Annotated in this window: 14 protein-coding genes; 13 read left to right on the top strand and 1 reads right to left on the bottom strand. The window is 38.0% G+C overall.

All coding sequences use genetic code 11. The features are described 5' to 3' along the window. The first annotated feature begins 4 nt into the window (after window positions 1–4). From EJN90_RS11395 to pknB, 10 genes are all read left to right on the top strand, one after another. The gene (locus EJN90_RS11395; RefSeq protein ID WP_126111343.1) at window positions 5–1792 is read left to right on the top strand and encodes a V-type ATP synthase subunit A; all 1788 of its coding nucleotides are present in this window, start codon (window positions 5–7) and stop codon (window positions 1790–1792) included. Then, window positions 1785–3161: a V-type ATP synthase subunit B gene (locus EJN90_RS11400; RefSeq protein WP_126111345.1), complete on the top strand. Its 1377-nt coding sequence runs from the start codon at window positions 1785–1787 to the stop codon at window positions 3159–3161. Before EJN90_RS11395 ends, EJN90_RS11400 begins: the two co-directional genes overlap by 8 nt. A gap of 4 nt (window positions 3162–3165) precedes the next feature. Then, window positions 3166–3801 (top strand): V-type ATP synthase subunit D, encoded by a 636-nt coding sequence (locus EJN90_RS11405; RefSeq protein ID WP_126111347.1) that lies wholly within the window; start codon window positions 3166–3168, stop codon window positions 3799–3801. Window positions 3802–4047: 246 nt separating this feature from the next. Then, window positions 4048–4659: a guanylate kinase gene (gene gmk / locus EJN90_RS11410; protein ID WP_126111349.1), complete on the top strand. Its 612-nt coding sequence runs from the start codon at window positions 4048–4050 to the stop codon at window positions 4657–4659. Window positions 4660–4666: 7 nt separating this feature from the next. After that, on the top strand, window positions 4667–4867 hold the full coding sequence (gene rpoZ / locus EJN90_RS11415) for a DNA-directed RNA polymerase subunit omega (RefSeq protein WP_164544077.1): 201 nt from the start codon (window positions 4667–4669) through the stop codon (window positions 4865–4867). Window positions 4868–5014: 147 nt separating this feature from the next. Continuing rightward, window positions 5015–7423, top strand: a complete 2409-nt coding sequence (gene priA, locus EJN90_RS11420) for a primosomal protein N' (RefSeq protein WP_126111351.1) — start codon at window positions 5015–5017, stop codon at window positions 7421–7423. A gap of 71 nt (window positions 7424–7494) precedes the next feature. Continuing rightward, window positions 7495–8436, top strand: coding sequence for a methionyl-tRNA formyltransferase (gene fmt, locus EJN90_RS11425; protein WP_126111354.1), 942 nt, complete (start codon window positions 7495–7497; stop codon window positions 8434–8436). Between the two features lies 1 nt (window position 8437). After that, complete coding sequence (gene rsmB, locus EJN90_RS11430; protein WP_126111356.1) at window positions 8438–9823, top strand: 16S rRNA (cytosine(967)-C(5))-methyltransferase RsmB; 1386 nt, start codon at window positions 8438–8440, stop codon at window positions 9821–9823. Between the two features lie 18 nt (window positions 9824–9841). Beyond that, the gene (locus tag EJN90_RS11435) at window positions 9842–10585 is read left to right on the top strand and encodes a Stp1/IreP family PP2C-type Ser/Thr phosphatase (RefSeq protein WP_126111358.1); all 744 of its coding nucleotides are present in this window, start codon (window positions 9842–9844) and stop codon (window positions 10583–10585) included. Next, window positions 10582–12591: a Stk1 family PASTA domain-containing Ser/Thr kinase gene (gene pknB / locus EJN90_RS11440; protein WP_227872509.1), complete on the top strand. Its 2010-nt coding sequence runs from the start codon at window positions 10582–10584 to the stop codon at window positions 12589–12591. Before EJN90_RS11435 ends, pknB begins: the two co-directional genes overlap by 4 nt. 443 nt (window positions 12592–13034) lie before the next feature. On the opposite strand, the gene gpmA is transcribed toward pknB, so the two are convergent. Beyond that, window positions 13035–13721 (bottom strand): 2,3-diphosphoglycerate-dependent phosphoglycerate mutase, encoded by a 687-nt coding sequence (gene gpmA, locus EJN90_RS11445; protein WP_164544078.1) that lies wholly within the window; start codon window positions 13719–13721, stop codon window positions 13035–13037. 179 nt (window positions 13722–13900) lie between these two features. On the opposite strand from gpmA, the gene rsgA reads away from it, so the two are divergent. The 3 genes from rsgA to EJN90_RS11460 are packed head-to-tail and all read left to right on the top strand — an operon-like array spanning window position 13901 to window position 16115. Then, a complete protein-coding gene (gene rsgA, locus EJN90_RS11450; RefSeq protein ID WP_126111362.1) occupies window positions 13901–14800 on the top strand; it encodes a ribosome small subunit-dependent GTPase A in 900 nt (299 codons plus the stop codon). A gap of 15 nt (window positions 14801–14815) precedes the next feature. Then, window positions 14816–15475, top strand: coding sequence for a ribulose-phosphate 3-epimerase (gene rpe / locus EJN90_RS11455; RefSeq protein ID WP_126111364.1), 660 nt, complete (start codon window positions 14816–14818; stop codon window positions 15473–15475). After that, complete coding sequence (locus tag EJN90_RS11460; protein ID WP_126111366.1) at window positions 15465–16115, top strand: thiamine diphosphokinase; 651 nt, start codon at window positions 15465–15467, stop codon at window positions 16113–16115. The genes rpe and EJN90_RS11460 overlap by 11 nt, the downstream gene beginning before the upstream one ends. Window positions 16116–16118 lie beyond the last annotated feature (3 nt).

The raw sequence follows: 16118 nt of genomic DNA on the forward strand, positions 1-16118 counted from the left end.
TTATTTGAAAAAAGGTAGAATAATCAAAGTTTCCGGTCCTTTAGTCATGGCAGAAAACATGGAAAATGCAAATATTCAAGATATTTGTCAAGTAGGCGAATTAGGTTTAATTGGTGAAATCATTGAAATGCGTAAAGATGTTGCCTCTATTCAAGTATATGAAGAGACTTCAGGTATAGGACCAGGCGAACCTGTTACAACAACGGGAGAAGCACTATCAGTAGAATTAGGACCTGGAATTGTATCCCAAATGTTTGACGGGATCCAACGTCCTCTTAACACATTTAAAGCTGTTACAAAGAGTGATTATTTAGTACGTGGTGCTCATGTAGATCCATTGGACCGTAGCAAGACATGGGAATTTAAAGCAACAAAACAAGCTGGTGATAAGGTAATTGCCGGTGATATCGTGGGGATTGTACAAGAAACAAAAGTTATTGAACATCGTATCATGGTACCCTACGGAGTTGAAGGAACGATTGAATCCATTCAAGCAGAAGGTACTTTCACTCTAGAGGATGTCATTTATACTGTACAAACTGAAAATGAATTGAAAGAATTCACGATGATGCAAAAATGGCCGGTAAGAAGAGGCCGTCCAATCGAAAGAAAATTAAATCCACATGTTCCATTAAGAACAGGTCAACGTGTTATTGATACTTTCTTCCCAATCACTAAAGGGGGAGGAGCTGCGGTTCCCGGACCTTTTGGTGCTGGTAAAACGGTTGTTCAACATCAAATCGCAAAATATGCAGATGTAGATTTAGTAGTTTATGTTGGCTGTGGAGAACGTGGAAATGAAATGACGGATGTGTTGAATGAGTTTCCAGAATTGATTGATCCTAATACGGGAGAATCCTTGATGGAACGAACCATCTTGATCGCTAATACGTCTAATATGCCGGTAGCAGCCCGTGAAGCATCTATTTATACAGGGATCACAATTGCTGAATACTTCCGTGACATGGGCTACAGCGTGGCTGTCATGGCAGATTCGACTTCTCGTTGGGCAGAAGCTCTTCGTGAAATGTCTGGACGTCTGGAAGAGATGCCAGGAGACGAAGGTTATCCAGCATATCTAGGAAGTAGGATTGCTGAATACTATGAGCGAGCTGGTCGTGTAGTTGCTCTTGGAAGCGACGGAAGAGAAGGCAGTATTTCTGCGATTGGAGCTGTATCGCCACCAGGTGGGGATACTTCAGAACCTGTTACGCAAAATACGCTTCGTGTTGTAAAAGTTTATTGGGCATTAGATGCATTATTAGCACAAAAACGCCATTTTCCATCGATGAACTGGTTGGACTCTTACTCTCTTTACAATAAAGAAGTAGGTGAATATCTAGATGAGCAACTAGATCCGAATTGGTCGAAAATGGTTCAACATGCAATGAGATTACTGCAGAAAGAATCGGAATTAGAAGAGATTGTGCGTCTAGTTGGGATTGAATCTTTATCTGAAGCGGATCGATTAACGATGGCAATATCTGAATCAATTCGAGAAGATTACTTGCAACAGAATGCATTTGATGACGTGGATACCTATACTTCCCAAACAAAACAATTAATGATGTTGGATTTAATTTTAAGTTTTGAAGAAGAAGCTAGCGAAGCGATGCGTTTAGGAGCTTACTTCAACGAGATTATCGATGGTACAGAAGAAATTCGTGACCGGATTGCAAGAAGTAAATTCATTGCTGAAGAAAATATCGATGATATTAAGCAAATCAAAGAAGATATGAAAGAAACATTACGTAAAATTTTAGCAGAGGGAGGAATGACGAACCATGCTTAAAGAATACAAAACAGTAACAGAAGTAGTCGGCCCTCTGATGGCAGTCGAGCAAGTAGAAGGCGTTAAATACGACGAGTTAGTGGAAATTCAAATGCAAAATGGCGAGATTCGTACAGGACAAGTTCTGGAAATTACAGAAGATAAAGCAATGGTACAAATTTTCGAAGGTCCAGCTGGTATCAATATAAAAGATACAAAAGTACGTTTTCGTGGAAAACCTTTATCAATTGATGTTTCTGAAGACATGGTTGGTAGAGTGTTTGACGGGATGGGAAGACCGATAGATAATGGCCCAGAGATTATTCCGGAAGCTTCATTGGATATAAACGGACAGGCAATTAATCCTGTTTCACGTGACTATCCAGATGAATTTATCCAAACAGGTATTTCAGCAATCGATCATTTGAACACCCTTGTTCGTGGCCAGAAACTTCCTGTTTTCTCTGGCTCTGGATTACCTCATAAAGAATTAGCGGCTCAAATTGCTCGTCAAGCTTCCGTATTGAATAGTGATGAAAAATTTGCTGTTGTCTTCGCAGCAATGGGAATTACTTTTGAAGAAGCTGAGTTTTTTATGGAAGACTTCCGGAAAACAGGTGCGATTGACCGTTCCGTAATGTTCGTAAACTTAGCGGATGATCCTGCGATTGAAAGAATTGCGACGCCTAAAATGGCTTTGACAGTTGCGGAGTATCTTGCATTTGAAAAAGACATGCATGTACTGGTAATTATGACTGACATGACCAATTATTGTGAAGCTTTACGAGAAATTTCTGCTGCTCGAAGAGAAGTTCCAGGCAGACGTGGATATCCTGGTTATTTATATACAAACTTATCAACGTTGTATGAGCGTGCTGGAAGATTGGTAGGAAAAAAAGGTTCCGTTACCCAAATTCCGATACTTTCCATGCCGGAAGATGATATTACCCATCCAATTCCTGACTTGACAGGGTACATCACGGAAGGACAAATTATTTTGTCACGTGAATTAGATCATGCAAACGTACAACCGCCAATCGATGTATTACCTTCTTTATCACGATTGAAAGACAAAGGGACTGGAGAAGGAAAAACTCGTAAAGATCATTCAGCAACCATGAACCAGTTATTTGCCGCTTATGCAGAAGGAAAACAAGCAAAAGAGCTAGCTGTTATCTTGGGGGAATCTGCTTTATCCAATACAGACAAACTTTATGTAGAATTTACAAATCGTTTTGAAGCAGAATATGTCAATCAAGGCTTCTATACAAATCGTACGATTCAAGAATCACTTGACTTAGGATGGGAACTATTATCAATCCTGCCGAAGACAGAGTTGAAGCGTATTAAGAATGATATGATCGAAGAGTTCATGCCGGAAGGAGAGTGATCCGATGGCTCGTTTAAATGTCAAACCTACCCGAATGGAATTGGCAAATCTTAAGGATCGTCTTAAGCTATCTACTCGCGGACATAAGTTATTAAAAGATAAACAAGATGAATTGATGAGACAATTCATTATCCTAATTAAGGAAAACAATGCCTTACGTGAAGAAGTTGAAAGAGAATTGACGGATTCCATGAAGGAATTTGTTATTGCGAAATCTTTAATTAACGAATTGTTTATTGAAGAATTATTCGTTGGCTCTGAGACAAATGTAGAGCTGGACATTCATGAAAAAAACATCATGAGTGTGATTGTTCCGCAAATGGATTTTAACATCAAGGAAGCAGATGTAACTTCTGATATTCAGTATGGTTACTTGAATTCAAGCAGCGAGTTGGATGAAGCTATCGAGCGGATTGAATCGATATTGCCCAAGCTTTTAAAGTTAAGTGAAATCGAAAAGACCTGTCAACTCATGGCTGATGAAATTGAAAAAACAAGAAGACGTGTAAATGCATTGGAATACCGTATGATTCCTCAATTACAAGAGACGATTCGTTATATTCAAATGAAACTAGAAGAAAATGAACGCTCATCCATTGTTCGCATGATGAAAGTAAAAGATATGGGTACGAACAACTAGAGAATGATGAAATACGTTTTGAAAGAGGCAATGAATGTTGTCTCTTTCTTTTTTATAAATGGGGATATTATAAGTTTTTTTCTGCATTCAATAAATAAATTCATCATGAAATTGAAAATTTGATGTGAAAAGATACTTGTATGTTTTCACTTTTCTCGGATTGTGGTACACTAGTGGGAAATAACTTACGTCATTTTAATGGAAAGTTACAAAAGCAAGCAAATTAGATGGATGGTGGATTTACTAATGACCGAAAAGGGATTACTAATTGTACTATCTGGTCCTTCAGGAGTGGGAAAAGGAACAGTTAGGCAAGCGATTTTTTCACAGGGTGAACAAGAGTTTATGTATTCAATTTCAGCTACGACCCGGAAACAAAGAGAAGGGGAAGTAGATGGCATTGATTATTTTTTCAAATCACGAGAAGAGTTTGAAAGAATGATTGAGAAAAATGAGTTACTTGAGTATACAGAATATGTAGGCAATTACTATGGCACGCCAATCGACTATGTGAAAAAGACGCTTGAAGCTGGAAATGATATTTTTCTGGAAATCGAAGTTCAAGGTGCAATGCAAGTTAAAGAACGTATGCCAGAAGGTATTTTTATCTTTCTAACACCTCCTGACATGATGGAATTAGAAGCTCGAATTATTAATCGCGGGACGGATGCTTCGCCGGTTATTCGAGAGAGAATGGAAAAGGCCGTTGAAGAACTAAACTTAATACGCTATTATGACTATGCAGTTGAAAATGATACCGTTGATAATGCGGTCAACAAAGTATTGGCAATTATTAAAAGTGAACATTTAAAAGTATCACGCATATTAGATACAAAATTGAGAACAGAAAAGGAGTGATGATACGATGATGCTTTACCCATCGATTGACAAGTTGTTAGGTCAAGTTAATTCAAAGTATTCCATGGTGATTGTTTCCGCAAAACGTGCGCATGAATTACACGAAAAAGCAGAACCTCTTTTAGAAGAGTATGAATCTCATAAAAATGTTGGACGAGCTCTAGAAGAAATTGTTGCTGGAGAGTTAACGGTTAAAGAAGATTACTGAACTAAAAAATTACATAAAAGTTGCTGAATTTGCTTGTCGAATCCAGCAACTTTTTCTTTTGGAGTCTGACAATAAAAATTGACAAGACTTTATAATGCGAATCTAGTAAAATGAGTAGTGAAAACAATCGTTAAAGGAGGAAAATCATTGAAACAAATTGCAAAGGTGATTGTAGATGTACCTGCTATGCAAACAAATCGACCATATGATTATGTAATTCCTCTTAATCTTGTTCAAAAACTTGAAATAGGTATGCGAGTGGAAGTGCCTTTTGGATCTCGCTCGATTCAAGGCTTCATAACTGAGATTGTAGATGACTCAAATTATGATGGTGAGTTAAAGGAAATTGTTCGTCCTCTTGATATCGAACCAGTACTGACAGAAGAATTACTTCAGTTGGGAAAAGATATGGCAGACCGCATATATTCTTATCAAATTTATTGTTATCAAACCATGCTCCCTACCATGCTGAAAGCAAAATATTCAAAAGAATTTTTTTTAACAGATGAAATAGAAGAAGCTCTGTGGTTTGATTTGTTCGAAGGACAAGATACATTATCGTGGGAAAGAGCACTGGAAAAAGGGGTGCTTCCACAGTTATTAGATTTAAAGAAAAGAGAAAAGGTTGATCTTCGTTATCTCGTCAAAAATCAAGTAAAATCAAAAAAAATCAAAGTATATTGTTCAGCAATGTCCTGGTTGCAAATTGAAGAAGAATTAGAAACACTGCCGAAAAATGCTAGTAAGCAAAAAGAACTGCTGCATGCTCTACAAAAAATAGAAGATCAGTGGATGACAAAAAAAGAATTTCAAGAACAATTCGATCTTTCAGCGCAAACTGTTCAAACTGGAGTGAATAAGCGTTGGTTGAAAGAAGAAGAAAAAGAAGTATATCGTGATCCGCTAAAAAATCATCATTTTTCTCAAACAGAAAATAAACAGTTAAATGATGCTCAAACAGAAGCTTTTAATCAAGTTAAAGAAGCCATTGAAAACAACGAACATCATGTTTTTCTTTTAAAGGGTGTGACAGGCAGCGGGAAGACAGAAGTATATCTGCAGTTAATCGGAGATGTTTTGAAGAAAGGGAAGACGGCTCTGATGCTGGTACCTGAAATAGCCCTTACTCCACAGATGGTCCGTCATTTTAAAGAACGTTTCGGCAATGATGTGGCGGTAATGCACAGTGGGTTATCGGCTGGAGAAAAGTATGATGAATGGCGGAAAATAAAACGAGGCGAAGCTCACGTCGTTGTTGGAGCTCGCTCATCCATATTTTCTCCTGTAGAAAATCTAGGTATTGTTATTATCGATGAAGAACACGAAACGACCTATAAACAAGAAGACAACCCTCGATACCATGCTCGAAATGTTGCAATATACAGAGGAAAGTACAATCAGTGTCCAGTGATTCTTGGAAGTGCCACGCCTTCGCTTGAAAGCCGTGCTAGAGCTCAGAAAAATGTTTATAAATTATTGGAACTACCAGATCGAATCAACGCAAAAGCAATGCCAGAAGTTCAAATTGTCGATATGAGAGAAGAGTTTCAGGAAAATAACCGTGGTAATTTTTCACGTGTTTTACAAGAAAAAATCCAAGATCGCCTACAAAAGAAAGAGCAAAGTGTTTTACTATTAAATAGACGAGGTTACTCTTCATTTATTATGTGCCGTGATTGCGGATATGTTTTAGAGTGTCCAAATTGTGATATCAGCATGACCTTTCATATGGACACAAAGGGGATGAAATGCCATTATTGTGGCCATGAGAAGCCAGTTCCAAAGACCTGCCCGAAATGTGCAGGTCACCAATTCCGCTACTATGGAACCGGCACTCAAAAGATTGAAAAAGAGCTGAATGAGCTCTTTCCAGAAGCAAGAATCATTCGAATGGATGTTGATACAACAAGAAAAAAAGGTGCGCATGAAAAACTATTGGATGCATTTGGGAAAGGGAAAGCAGATATATTATTAGGCACGCAAATGATTGCAAAAGGATTGGATTTTCCCAATATTACGCTTGTAGGGGTAATCAACGCGGATACATCTTTGAACTTGCCAGATTTTCGCTCTTCCGAAAAAACATTCCAGTTACTCACCCAAGTAAGTGGGAGGGCGGGACGAGCTGATTTGGTGGGAGAAGTGATCGTCCAGACATTCAATCCTGAACATTACGCCATTGAATACGCCAAGCATCATAACTATGATGGGTTTTACCGCCAAGAAATGGTCTTGCGTCATCATGGAGGTTATCCGCCTTACTATTTCACTACGCAAATTACCGTTAGTGATGCAGATGAGAAAAAAGCACAAGTGAAAATATACGAAATTAATGCCATGATCCGAAAACAAATGGGTGAAGGAACTATTGTCTTAGGACCTTCAAAAAGTTCAATTGCCAAAATGAATAATCGTTATTATTTTCAATTATTAGTTAAATATAAAAACGAGCCACGTTTACATGATGTATTAACAATGATTTTAGATCAATCACAAAAAGACAATGCAAAAGGATTATATATATCAATCGATACAGAACCAGTGAATTTCTTCTGATTTTGTTTTCTAGCTAGAAAGGGGAGAAGGTGTGGGAATGACAGAGATTGTATCAGAAGCACACCGCAAAAATGAAACGAATTATTTTTATGGGAACACCAGAATTTTCGGTTCCAATTCTAGAAGCTTTATTTGAAAGTGAGTACGAAGTAGTTGCCGTTGTTACGCAGCCGGACCGACCTGTGGGGAGAAAAAGAGTGTTAACACCTCCACCGATAAAAGAAGCTGCTTTAAAGCATCAAGTTCCAATCTATCAGCCTGAAAAAATTTCAGGGTCAAAAGAATTAGAAGAGTTGATTGCTTTAGAAGCAGATTTGCTCATAACAGCTGCATATGGACAGTTTTTACCAACTAAATTATTAAATGCGCCAAAACATCGGGCAATTAATGTCCATGCTTCTTTATTACCAAAATATCGTGGCGGAGCACCCGTTCATTATGCGATTATTGAAGGAGAAAAAGAAACAGGCGTATCCATTATGTATATGGAAAAGAAAATGGATGCAGGTGCTGTCTTAGCTCAAAGGAGCATTCCCATTGAGGAAGATGATGACGTGCAATCCATGTTTGATAAATTGAGTCTCTTAGGAAGAGATTTATTAATGGAGGTACTGCCTAAGTTATTTGCAGAAGAAATCACTCCAGTAGAGCAAGATGAAAGCAAAGTAACCTTTTCTCCCAATATATCTCGAGAAGAAGAACGGATTGATTGGGACCAAACTGCGGAGCAGATTGCTAATAAAGTAAGAGGAATGCGTCCTTGGCCTGTTGCGCATGCACTTTTAGATGGGGAAAGATGTAAAATTTGGCAAGCAAAGAAAACAGATAAGGAGACAACATTATCCCCAGGTTCTATTGTAGAATGGGATAAAAAATCCTTGTTTGTTGCTTGCGGAAATGGCACAGTATTAAAAATCACCGAATTACAGCAAGCGGGAAAAAAGAAAATGTCTATAAATAATTTTCTAAATGGGAATGACATTGAGGCGATTAAAAGAATAGGATTTGACTAATATGAGTAAAAAGAAAACAAATAAAATTGTCCATTCTGTAAGATACCTAGCAACTGAGATGCTGGATGCAATTGATACAGAAGGTGCCTATTCCAATATTCTTTTGAATGCGATAATCGAAAAAGAGCAATTAAACAGCGCAGATATTGGTTTATTGACAGAGTTGGTTTATGGAGTCACACAAAGAAAATTAACACTTGATTATTTCTTGCAACCCTTTATTCGGAAACCTCAAAAAATGCAAAGCTGGGTAATAAATCTACTGCGTCTGTCTGTTTATCAAATTGTTTATCTGGATAAAATACCTGATCATGCAATTTTTTATGATGCAGTTGAAATTGCCAAACAAAAAGGTCATACTGGGATTGCTAAACTAGTAAATGGTGTTTTACGTAATTTCCAACGAACAGGGTGGCAAGATTGGGAAGAAATTCCAGATCAAACGAAAAAATTGTCAATTGGGGCAAGTGTTCCAGAATGGTTAGTAAAGAAATTTATCAAGGACTTTGGGCATGCAAAAGCTGAAAAATTGCTATTATCTCTCCAACATGCTCCTTATCTTTCTTTGCGAGTCCAAAACCCAGAAAAATTGGATGAAATAAGAGAAGCCTTGGAAAAAGAAGGTATTGAAACGGAGCGCAGTCCAATTTCACCCGTAGGATTACGCGTGAAATCAGGAAAAGTGACGCATAGTTCCTTCTTTAAAAAAGGTGCGATTACAATTCAAGATGAGTCTAGTCAACTAGTAGCTTTATTTGGTAAACTAGAGAAAGCTGATGCGGTGCTTGATGCTTGTGCAGCGCCTGGCGGCAAGACCATTCATATGGCTAGTTTTTTAGATGAAGGATCAGGAGGAACTGTCCATGCACTTGATATTCATGAACATAAAATCCAGCTGATTGAAGAAAATGCTCGACGTATGAATGTTTCTAATCGAATAAATACCCATTTGCTGGACGCAAAACAAGCGGATACTCAATTTTCCAAAGAGCAATTCGATGTTGTTTTTGTAGATGCACCTTGTTCTGGTTTAGGGCTAATGAGACGAAAACCAGAGATTAAATATGTAGTAACAAAGCAGGGGATTACTTCCTTACAAGAGGAACAATACAATATTTTAACGGCTGTTGAACAGTTAGTGAGAAAAGGCGGCAGATTAGTATATAGTACGTGTACACTGGCGAGGGAAGAAAATCAGGAAATTGTTGAAAAATTTCTAACAGAGCATCCTAATCATCGTGTGCTGCCTGCTAACTCCGCAGTCAATGAAAACGGAGACGAGAAATTTCCATCCGAAATCGTTACTTCAGAAGGATATATTCAAATTTTCCCGGATGATTTTGGCACTGATGGCTTTTTTATCTGTGTGATGGAAAGAGTAGAGTGATAGAGGAGACGGAAGAGAATGCAAATTGCTTATGGAAGTGATAGAGGTAAGAATAGAAAGATAAACGAAGACTTTGTCAGTTGGTTTTCTAATGAAAATGGACAGCCTTTATTGTTGCTTTGTGATGGAATGGGCGGTCATCAAGCTGGTGACGTAGCAAGTGAAATGGCTGTTTCTCATATGGGAGAAGCTTGGAAACCAACTTCTTTTACCGATTGCGAACAAGTTTCTGTCTGGTTATTGAATACCATTCAAAAGGTAAATCGTTTAATTTTTCAAAAATCCTTGGATTTTACTGATTTAGATGGAATGGGAACGACTTTAGTAGCTGCTACTTATATTGGTAAAGAACTAGTCATCGCTCATGTTGGGGATAGCCGAGCTTATCTATACCGAAATTATCAATTGAAGCAACTAACGGAGGATCATTCTTTGGTCCATGAATTAGTGAAATCAGGTGAGATTTCATCTGAAGAAGCCAAGAATCATCCACAAAAAAATATTGTTACCCGTTCCGTAGGTACAAGAGAGTCAATTCAAGTCGACCTAACATCCATTCCGGTACTTGAGAATGATATTTTACTACTGTGTACCGACGGATTGAGTAATATGGTGGATGAAGTAGGTATAAAAGGTGTTCTGAAAGATTGGCTTAGTGTAGAAGAAAAAACGAATAAATTAATAGAGTCAGCAAATGAAGCAGGCGGCTTGGATAATATTTCTGTGGTACTTGCAGACTTTTCTGAAAGAAGGGAGGAATGATGTTGTTAGAAATCGGTAAAAAAATCGGTGAACGATATAAAATAATTCGTCACATTGGTACAGGCGGAATGGCGAATGTATATTTAGGGCATGACCTGATACTTGATCGAGATGTTGCAGTGAAAGTACTTCGTTACGATTTCCAAAATAATAAAGAAGCGCTTAGACGATTTCAAAGAGAAGCTCTTTCTGCAACGCAGCTCATTCATCCGAATATCGTTGGTGTATACGATGTTGATGAAGATAACGGACTGCAATACATTATTATGGAATACGTTGAAGGAACGGATTTAAAGAAGTATATCGAAAAAAACGGAAAAGCTAGTCCGGAAGAAGCCATTCATATTATGAGCCAAGTTCTTTCTGCAATGGCACTTGCTCACCGAAATCGAATTATTCATCGGGATATTAAGCCTCAAAACTTATTAATCGATAAAGATAATACGATTAAAGTAACGGATTTTGGAATTGCCGTAGCACTTTCTGACACATCTATTACTCAAACAAATACACTTCTTGGTTCCGTTCATTATATTTCACCTGAACAGGCTCGGGGGAGTATGACTACGATTAAATCGGATATCTATGCGCTAGGAATTGTTCTGTATGAATTGTTGAATGGGAAAGTGCCTTTTGATGGAGAATCTGCTGTTTCCATTGCGTTAAAACATTTCCAAGAACCGATGCCTTCAATACGAGAACAGAATCCAGAAATTCCACAAAGTTTAGAAAATGTAATTCTAAAAGCAACGGCGAAAGAACCGATTGACCGCTATGAATCATGTGAAGATATGCTGCATGATTTGGAAAGCTCTTTAAGTCCTAGTAGAGCCCATGAGGAAGTTTTCACTCCTGCGGCCATGCTAGATGAGACGAAAGTACTTGAACCGATAAAAGTACCTGATAAGACGCAAAAAGAGCAGACAGTGACGGCAACAACTGTGGAAGATTCAACAGCACAGAAAGAAAAAGAACGAAATTCTAAAAAAGAAAAGAAATCGAAAAAAAAGAAATGGATTTTTGCAATTCTCTTTCTTATTGCAGCTATTGCAATTGCAGCCTTTGCTATATTTATGAACCGAGAACCGGATCCTGTTGAAGTACCTGCTATTTCAAATGTGAATGAGAATACAGCGCGGTCATTGTTGCAAGAAGCAAATTTAACCGTTGGGGAAGTAATTGAAGAATACAATGAAGAAGTTGCAGAGGGCTTTGTTATTAGGACGAATCCCGAATCGGGTGAGTTCCTTCCGCCTAGCTCCGAAGTGGATTTATACATAAGTCTCGGAAACGAACCAGTTATTTTTGATGACTACTTGGGAGAAAACTATTCCGATGCCCGTTCAGAGTTAAGAGAACTTGGTTTCATGGTTGAAAGAGAAAATGTATATGATGAATCAGAATCAGGAACTGTTCTGGGGCAAAGCATCGATCCCAATACTGAAGTGGTCGCAAAAGGAACAAAAGTAGTATTAACTGTTAGTATGGGAGAACAAACCTATACAATGGAAAATCTTTCGGGATTAAACCGAGAAGCTGTAGAAAGTTATGCAGATGAATATGGATTGAATGTAGATTTTAATGAAGAAGCTTCTGATGAGATTGCAGAAGGACTCGTTCTTTCACAATCGATTTCTCCATTAAGTAATTTCAATCGTGGAGACAATATTACTGTTACTATTTCTTCAGGACCTGCTGAACCAGAGATTGTTACTTTTTCAAAAGAAATTACGATTCCGTTCGAAGCTCCTCAAGAGGAAAGCTCAAGTGAAGAAAGCAATTCAGAATCAAATTCTTCCGAGAGCGCAAGTCAGCCTGCTCGAAATCATGTTATTATTTACATGAAAGATGCAGACCACAAAATCGAAGATGTCTTCCGTGAATTTGATATTAAAGAAGAACAAAAAGTTACCCTAAACTTCCGAATCCTTGAAGGAGAAAATGGGGCTTACATCGTCGAACGCGATGGTAAAGTGATTATGGAAGAAGATAATCTAACTGAGTAGAACATTTCATGGTGGAAAGAGGCTGTGTACTTTTTCAAGACAATAACTAGTTAAGGAAATGAAAAAAAGCTGTTGAGAGGTGAGTGAATCCATCCTTCAATAGCTTTTTTGATAGACTAGGGGATTATAAGTTCAGCCATCAATGTCTAGCTCCCAAGTCCTGACCTAGTGAAAAAAAGATAAATTTGCCCCATTGCGCGCTTCGCTGCTCGCTAACGCATATCATTCGACTAACCCGCTGAAGCGTGAAGTCTCCTGACAATTCAGGGTCAAATTTCTTATTTTTTATATTCATACGATTTCTCAAAACTGCAAGCTTCGGCTCGTAAAAAAGGCCTGAAACTAGCTCGACCTTAATCGAATTACAAATCAGATGCGATTATTCTTACATTCTACTGGAGTACAGTAGAACAAATATTCCTGATTCCATGATTAGCCCATTTTTATAGATAATATTTTTTAATAACATCTAATTCTTCTGTTAATTCATATACCAAAGGCTGCCCAGTTGGTATTTCTAATTTCATGATCTCATCATCAGAAATTTCTTCCATATATTTTGCCAAAGCTCTCAGTGAATTTCCATGGGCTGCCACTAAAACAGTTTTTCCATCTAAAACTGCAGGTGCAATTTGGTCTTCCCATAAAGGAATCACGCGTGCCAATGTTCTTTTTAAATCTTCTCCCATGGGAACGACCCTTTTTTGCAACTGAGCATAGCGTCGATCATTTAGAGCTGAATGTGGATCATCAGGTGTCAATAAAGGTGGTAAAATATCATAAGAGCGGCGCCACTCTTGCACTTGCTGGATGCCGTATTTATCCGCAGTCTCTTTTTTATTGAGGCCTTGCAAAGCTCCATAATGCCGTTCATTCAAGCGCCAAGTCTTAACTTCCGGTACCCATAACTGTTCAGAGTCCTCTAAGACAATATGGCACGTTTTAATGGCTCTTTTCAAGACAGATGTAAAAGCTAAGTCTAACTCAATTCCTGCTTCTTTTAATTTTCTGCCTGCTTCATGAGCTTCCTTCATTCCTATATCAGTTAAGTCCACGTCAACCCAACCTGTAAATTGATTCAGTGCATTCCATTCACTTTGACCATGCCGCACAAAAATAATTCGTCTCACATGTATCCCTACTTTCTCTATCTTTTCCTTCCTTTTATTATACAACTCGATTGTTAGTAAATGCACGCAGAAAGCTTTAGGTAAAGGGCCACTTATTTTCTTATTAAAAAAGGTGAACATATCCTTTCCTACTCCATTTTTGGTATAATAAAAAGAAATCGGATAAAGGGGGCGTTTTTTTGCAACAAGGACAGATAAGAAAAGCATTGAGTGGATTCTACTATGTCTATTCAGATGGTAAAACTTACCAAACCCGTGGAAGAGGAAACTTCAGAGTGAAAGACACAACGCCGCTTGTGGGAGATTTTGTTGAATTTGAAAGTGATAATATGACAGAGGGAATTTTAAAGTCAATTGCTCCAAGAAAAAATGAGCTCGTGCGTCCTCCAATCGCGAATATTGATGTAGGCGTGATTGTGATGTCTGCAACTGAACCAGATTTTTCAACTTATCTATTGGATCGTTTCCTTGTTTATTTAGAAGGACAAGGAATGGATGCCATTATTTATGTAACAAAAATCGATTTATTAAATAAAGAACAAGAAAAAGAACTGATTTTACATCAAGGAGAATATCAGTCTCTTGGATACACAGTTCTTTTGTCAGATTACAAAACTGAAAAGAAATCACTTGATTTATTACTAGAAGTAATAGGGGGAAAAACAGCGGTTTTCATGGGCCAATCAGGTGTAGGCAAATCAACCTTATTGAATCAGATAATGCCGGAATTAGCTCTCCAGACGGGAGAAATCTCTTCTTCCTTAGGTCGTGGAAAACATACTACACGGCATGTTGAATTGATTGTTGTTGGAGAGGCACTAATTGCTGATACGCCAGGATTTAGTAGTGTTGAACTAGAAGAAATTGAAGAACAGGATCTCCCAGATTTATTTACTGAGTTTTTAGCGAATCGTGATGATTGCCGGTTTTCAGGCTGTATGCATCTGAACGAGCCGAATTGTCGCATTAAAGAACTCGTTTCGTCAGGAAAAATTAAAGAATATCGTTATGAACATTATTTGCAATTCCTAGAAGAGATTCAGAATAGGAAGCCAAAATATCAAAAAAATAAAAAGTAAGGTGTGTGTAAAAGTATGCTTATAGCTCCATCTATATTAAGCGCTGATTTTGCAAATTTAGAACGTGATGTAAAGAGGGCGGAAGAAGCGGGTGCAAAATATATCCATATTGATGCAATGGATGGTAATTTTGTAAATAATTTAACCTTGGGACCAAACGTTGTTCAAGCGATACGTCCTCATACAAAACTCCCGTTGGATTGTCATTTAATGGTCGAAGATCCGGAGAAACTGATACCGAGTTTTGCCAAAGCCGGCGCTGATATTATTTCGATTCATGTAGAAGCAACAAAACATATTCATGGTGCGTTACAAATGATAAGAAATGAAGATGTGGCAGCTGGAGTTGTCATTAATCCCGGTACACCAGTAGAAGCTATCAAAGCTGTTTTGGGAGATGTTGACTTGGTACTAGTAATGACAGTCAATCCAGGGTTTGGAGGACAGTCCTTTATTGAGAGCACTGTTTCTAAAATTTCCGAATTGAATCGTTTAAGAGAAGAGAAAGGATATGATTTCCTGATTGAAGTGGACGGTGGGATTACGGATAAAACAATTAAGAGGTGCTATCAAGCAGGCGCAGATATTTTTGTAGCTGGTTCCTATATTTATGGAGCAAAAGATATGGAGCGTGCTTTCCAAAAACTAAAAGGGGCAATCAGTAATGACATCTGAGGCAATCATTGTATCTGGCGGTGAAACTGACAATCTAATCAAGCTAATAGGAGTTCAACGTGAGAATCAAAAAATTGTTGGGGTAGATGGGGGAGCCATTCGTTTACTTGAAGCCGGAATATCGGTTGATGTTGCCATCGGTGACTTTGACTCAATCAGTAAAGAACAACTTGAAAACCTTAAAATGAGAATCCCTAAAGTGATCGAGCTGCCTGCTGAAAAAGATCTAACAGATACAGAGGCTGCTCTGGAATTCGTGTCAGAACACTACCAGGTGGATGTTATTAAAATGCTGGGATTACTTGGAGGCAGAGTGGATCATATGATGAGTAATATTTGGTTGGCTTACCAGCCGAAATACAGACCCTTGTTGACCCGAATCCAGATTTTAGACCGGAATAATACTTTATCCTATTTTGAACCAGGAAAATATGAAATTTCAAAAGAAGAGAATAAAAAATATATTTCTTTTATTGGTATGACACCGATAAAAAATCTAAAATTAGTTCATGCCAAGTATCCGTTGCAAGGAGACGATTTTACTTATCCAATTGCCTTGGTCAGCAATGAATTTCTAGAAAATACCATCGAATTCTCGTTTGATGAAGGAATTATGGCAGTTATCCAGAGCAAAGACTAAAGA

This window comes from Jeotgalibaca ciconiae (assembly GCF_003955755.1).
Lineage (GTDB): Bacteria > Bacillota > Bacilli > Lactobacillales > Aerococcaceae > Jeotgalibaca > Jeotgalibaca ciconiae.

What these genes read in the sequence shown, in the direction of transcription:
- EJN90_RS11400 (WP_126111345.1), top strand. Translation starts at nt 1,785, where the DNA reads ATGCTTAAAGAATACAAAACAGTAACAGAAGTAGTCGGCCCTCTGATG.
- EJN90_RS11405 (WP_126111347.1), top strand. Translation starts at nt 3,166, where the DNA reads ATGGCTCGTTTAAATGTCAAACCTACCCGAATGGAATTGGCAAATCTT.
- gmk (WP_126111349.1), top strand. Translation starts at nt 4,048, where the DNA reads ATGACCGAAAAGGGATTACTAATTGTACTATCTGGTCCTTCAGGAGTG.
- rpoZ (WP_164544077.1), top strand. Translation starts at nt 4,667, where the DNA reads ATGATGCTTTACCCATCGATTGACAAGTTGTTAGGTCAAGTTAATTCA.
- fmt (WP_126111354.1), top strand. Translation starts at nt 7,495, where the DNA reads ATGAAACGAATTATTTTTATGGGAACACCAGAATTTTCGGTTCCAATT.
- rsmB (WP_126111356.1), top strand. Translation starts at nt 8,438, where the DNA reads ATGAGTAAAAAGAAAACAAATAAAATTGTCCATTCTGTAAGATACCTA.
- EJN90_RS11435 (WP_126111358.1), top strand. Translation starts at nt 9,842, where the DNA reads ATGCAAATTGCTTATGGAAGTGATAGAGGTAAGAATAGAAAGATAAAC.
- pknB (WP_227872509.1), top strand. Translation starts at nt 10,582, where the DNA reads ATGATGTTGTTAGAAATCGGTAAAAAAATCGGTGAACGATATAAAATA.
- rpe (WP_126111364.1), top strand. Translation starts at nt 14,816, where the DNA reads ATGCTTATAGCTCCATCTATATTAAGCGCTGATTTTGCAAATTTAGAA.
- EJN90_RS11460 (WP_126111366.1), top strand. Translation starts at nt 15,465, where the DNA reads ATGACATCTGAGGCAATCATTGTATCTGGCGGTGAAACTGACAATCTA.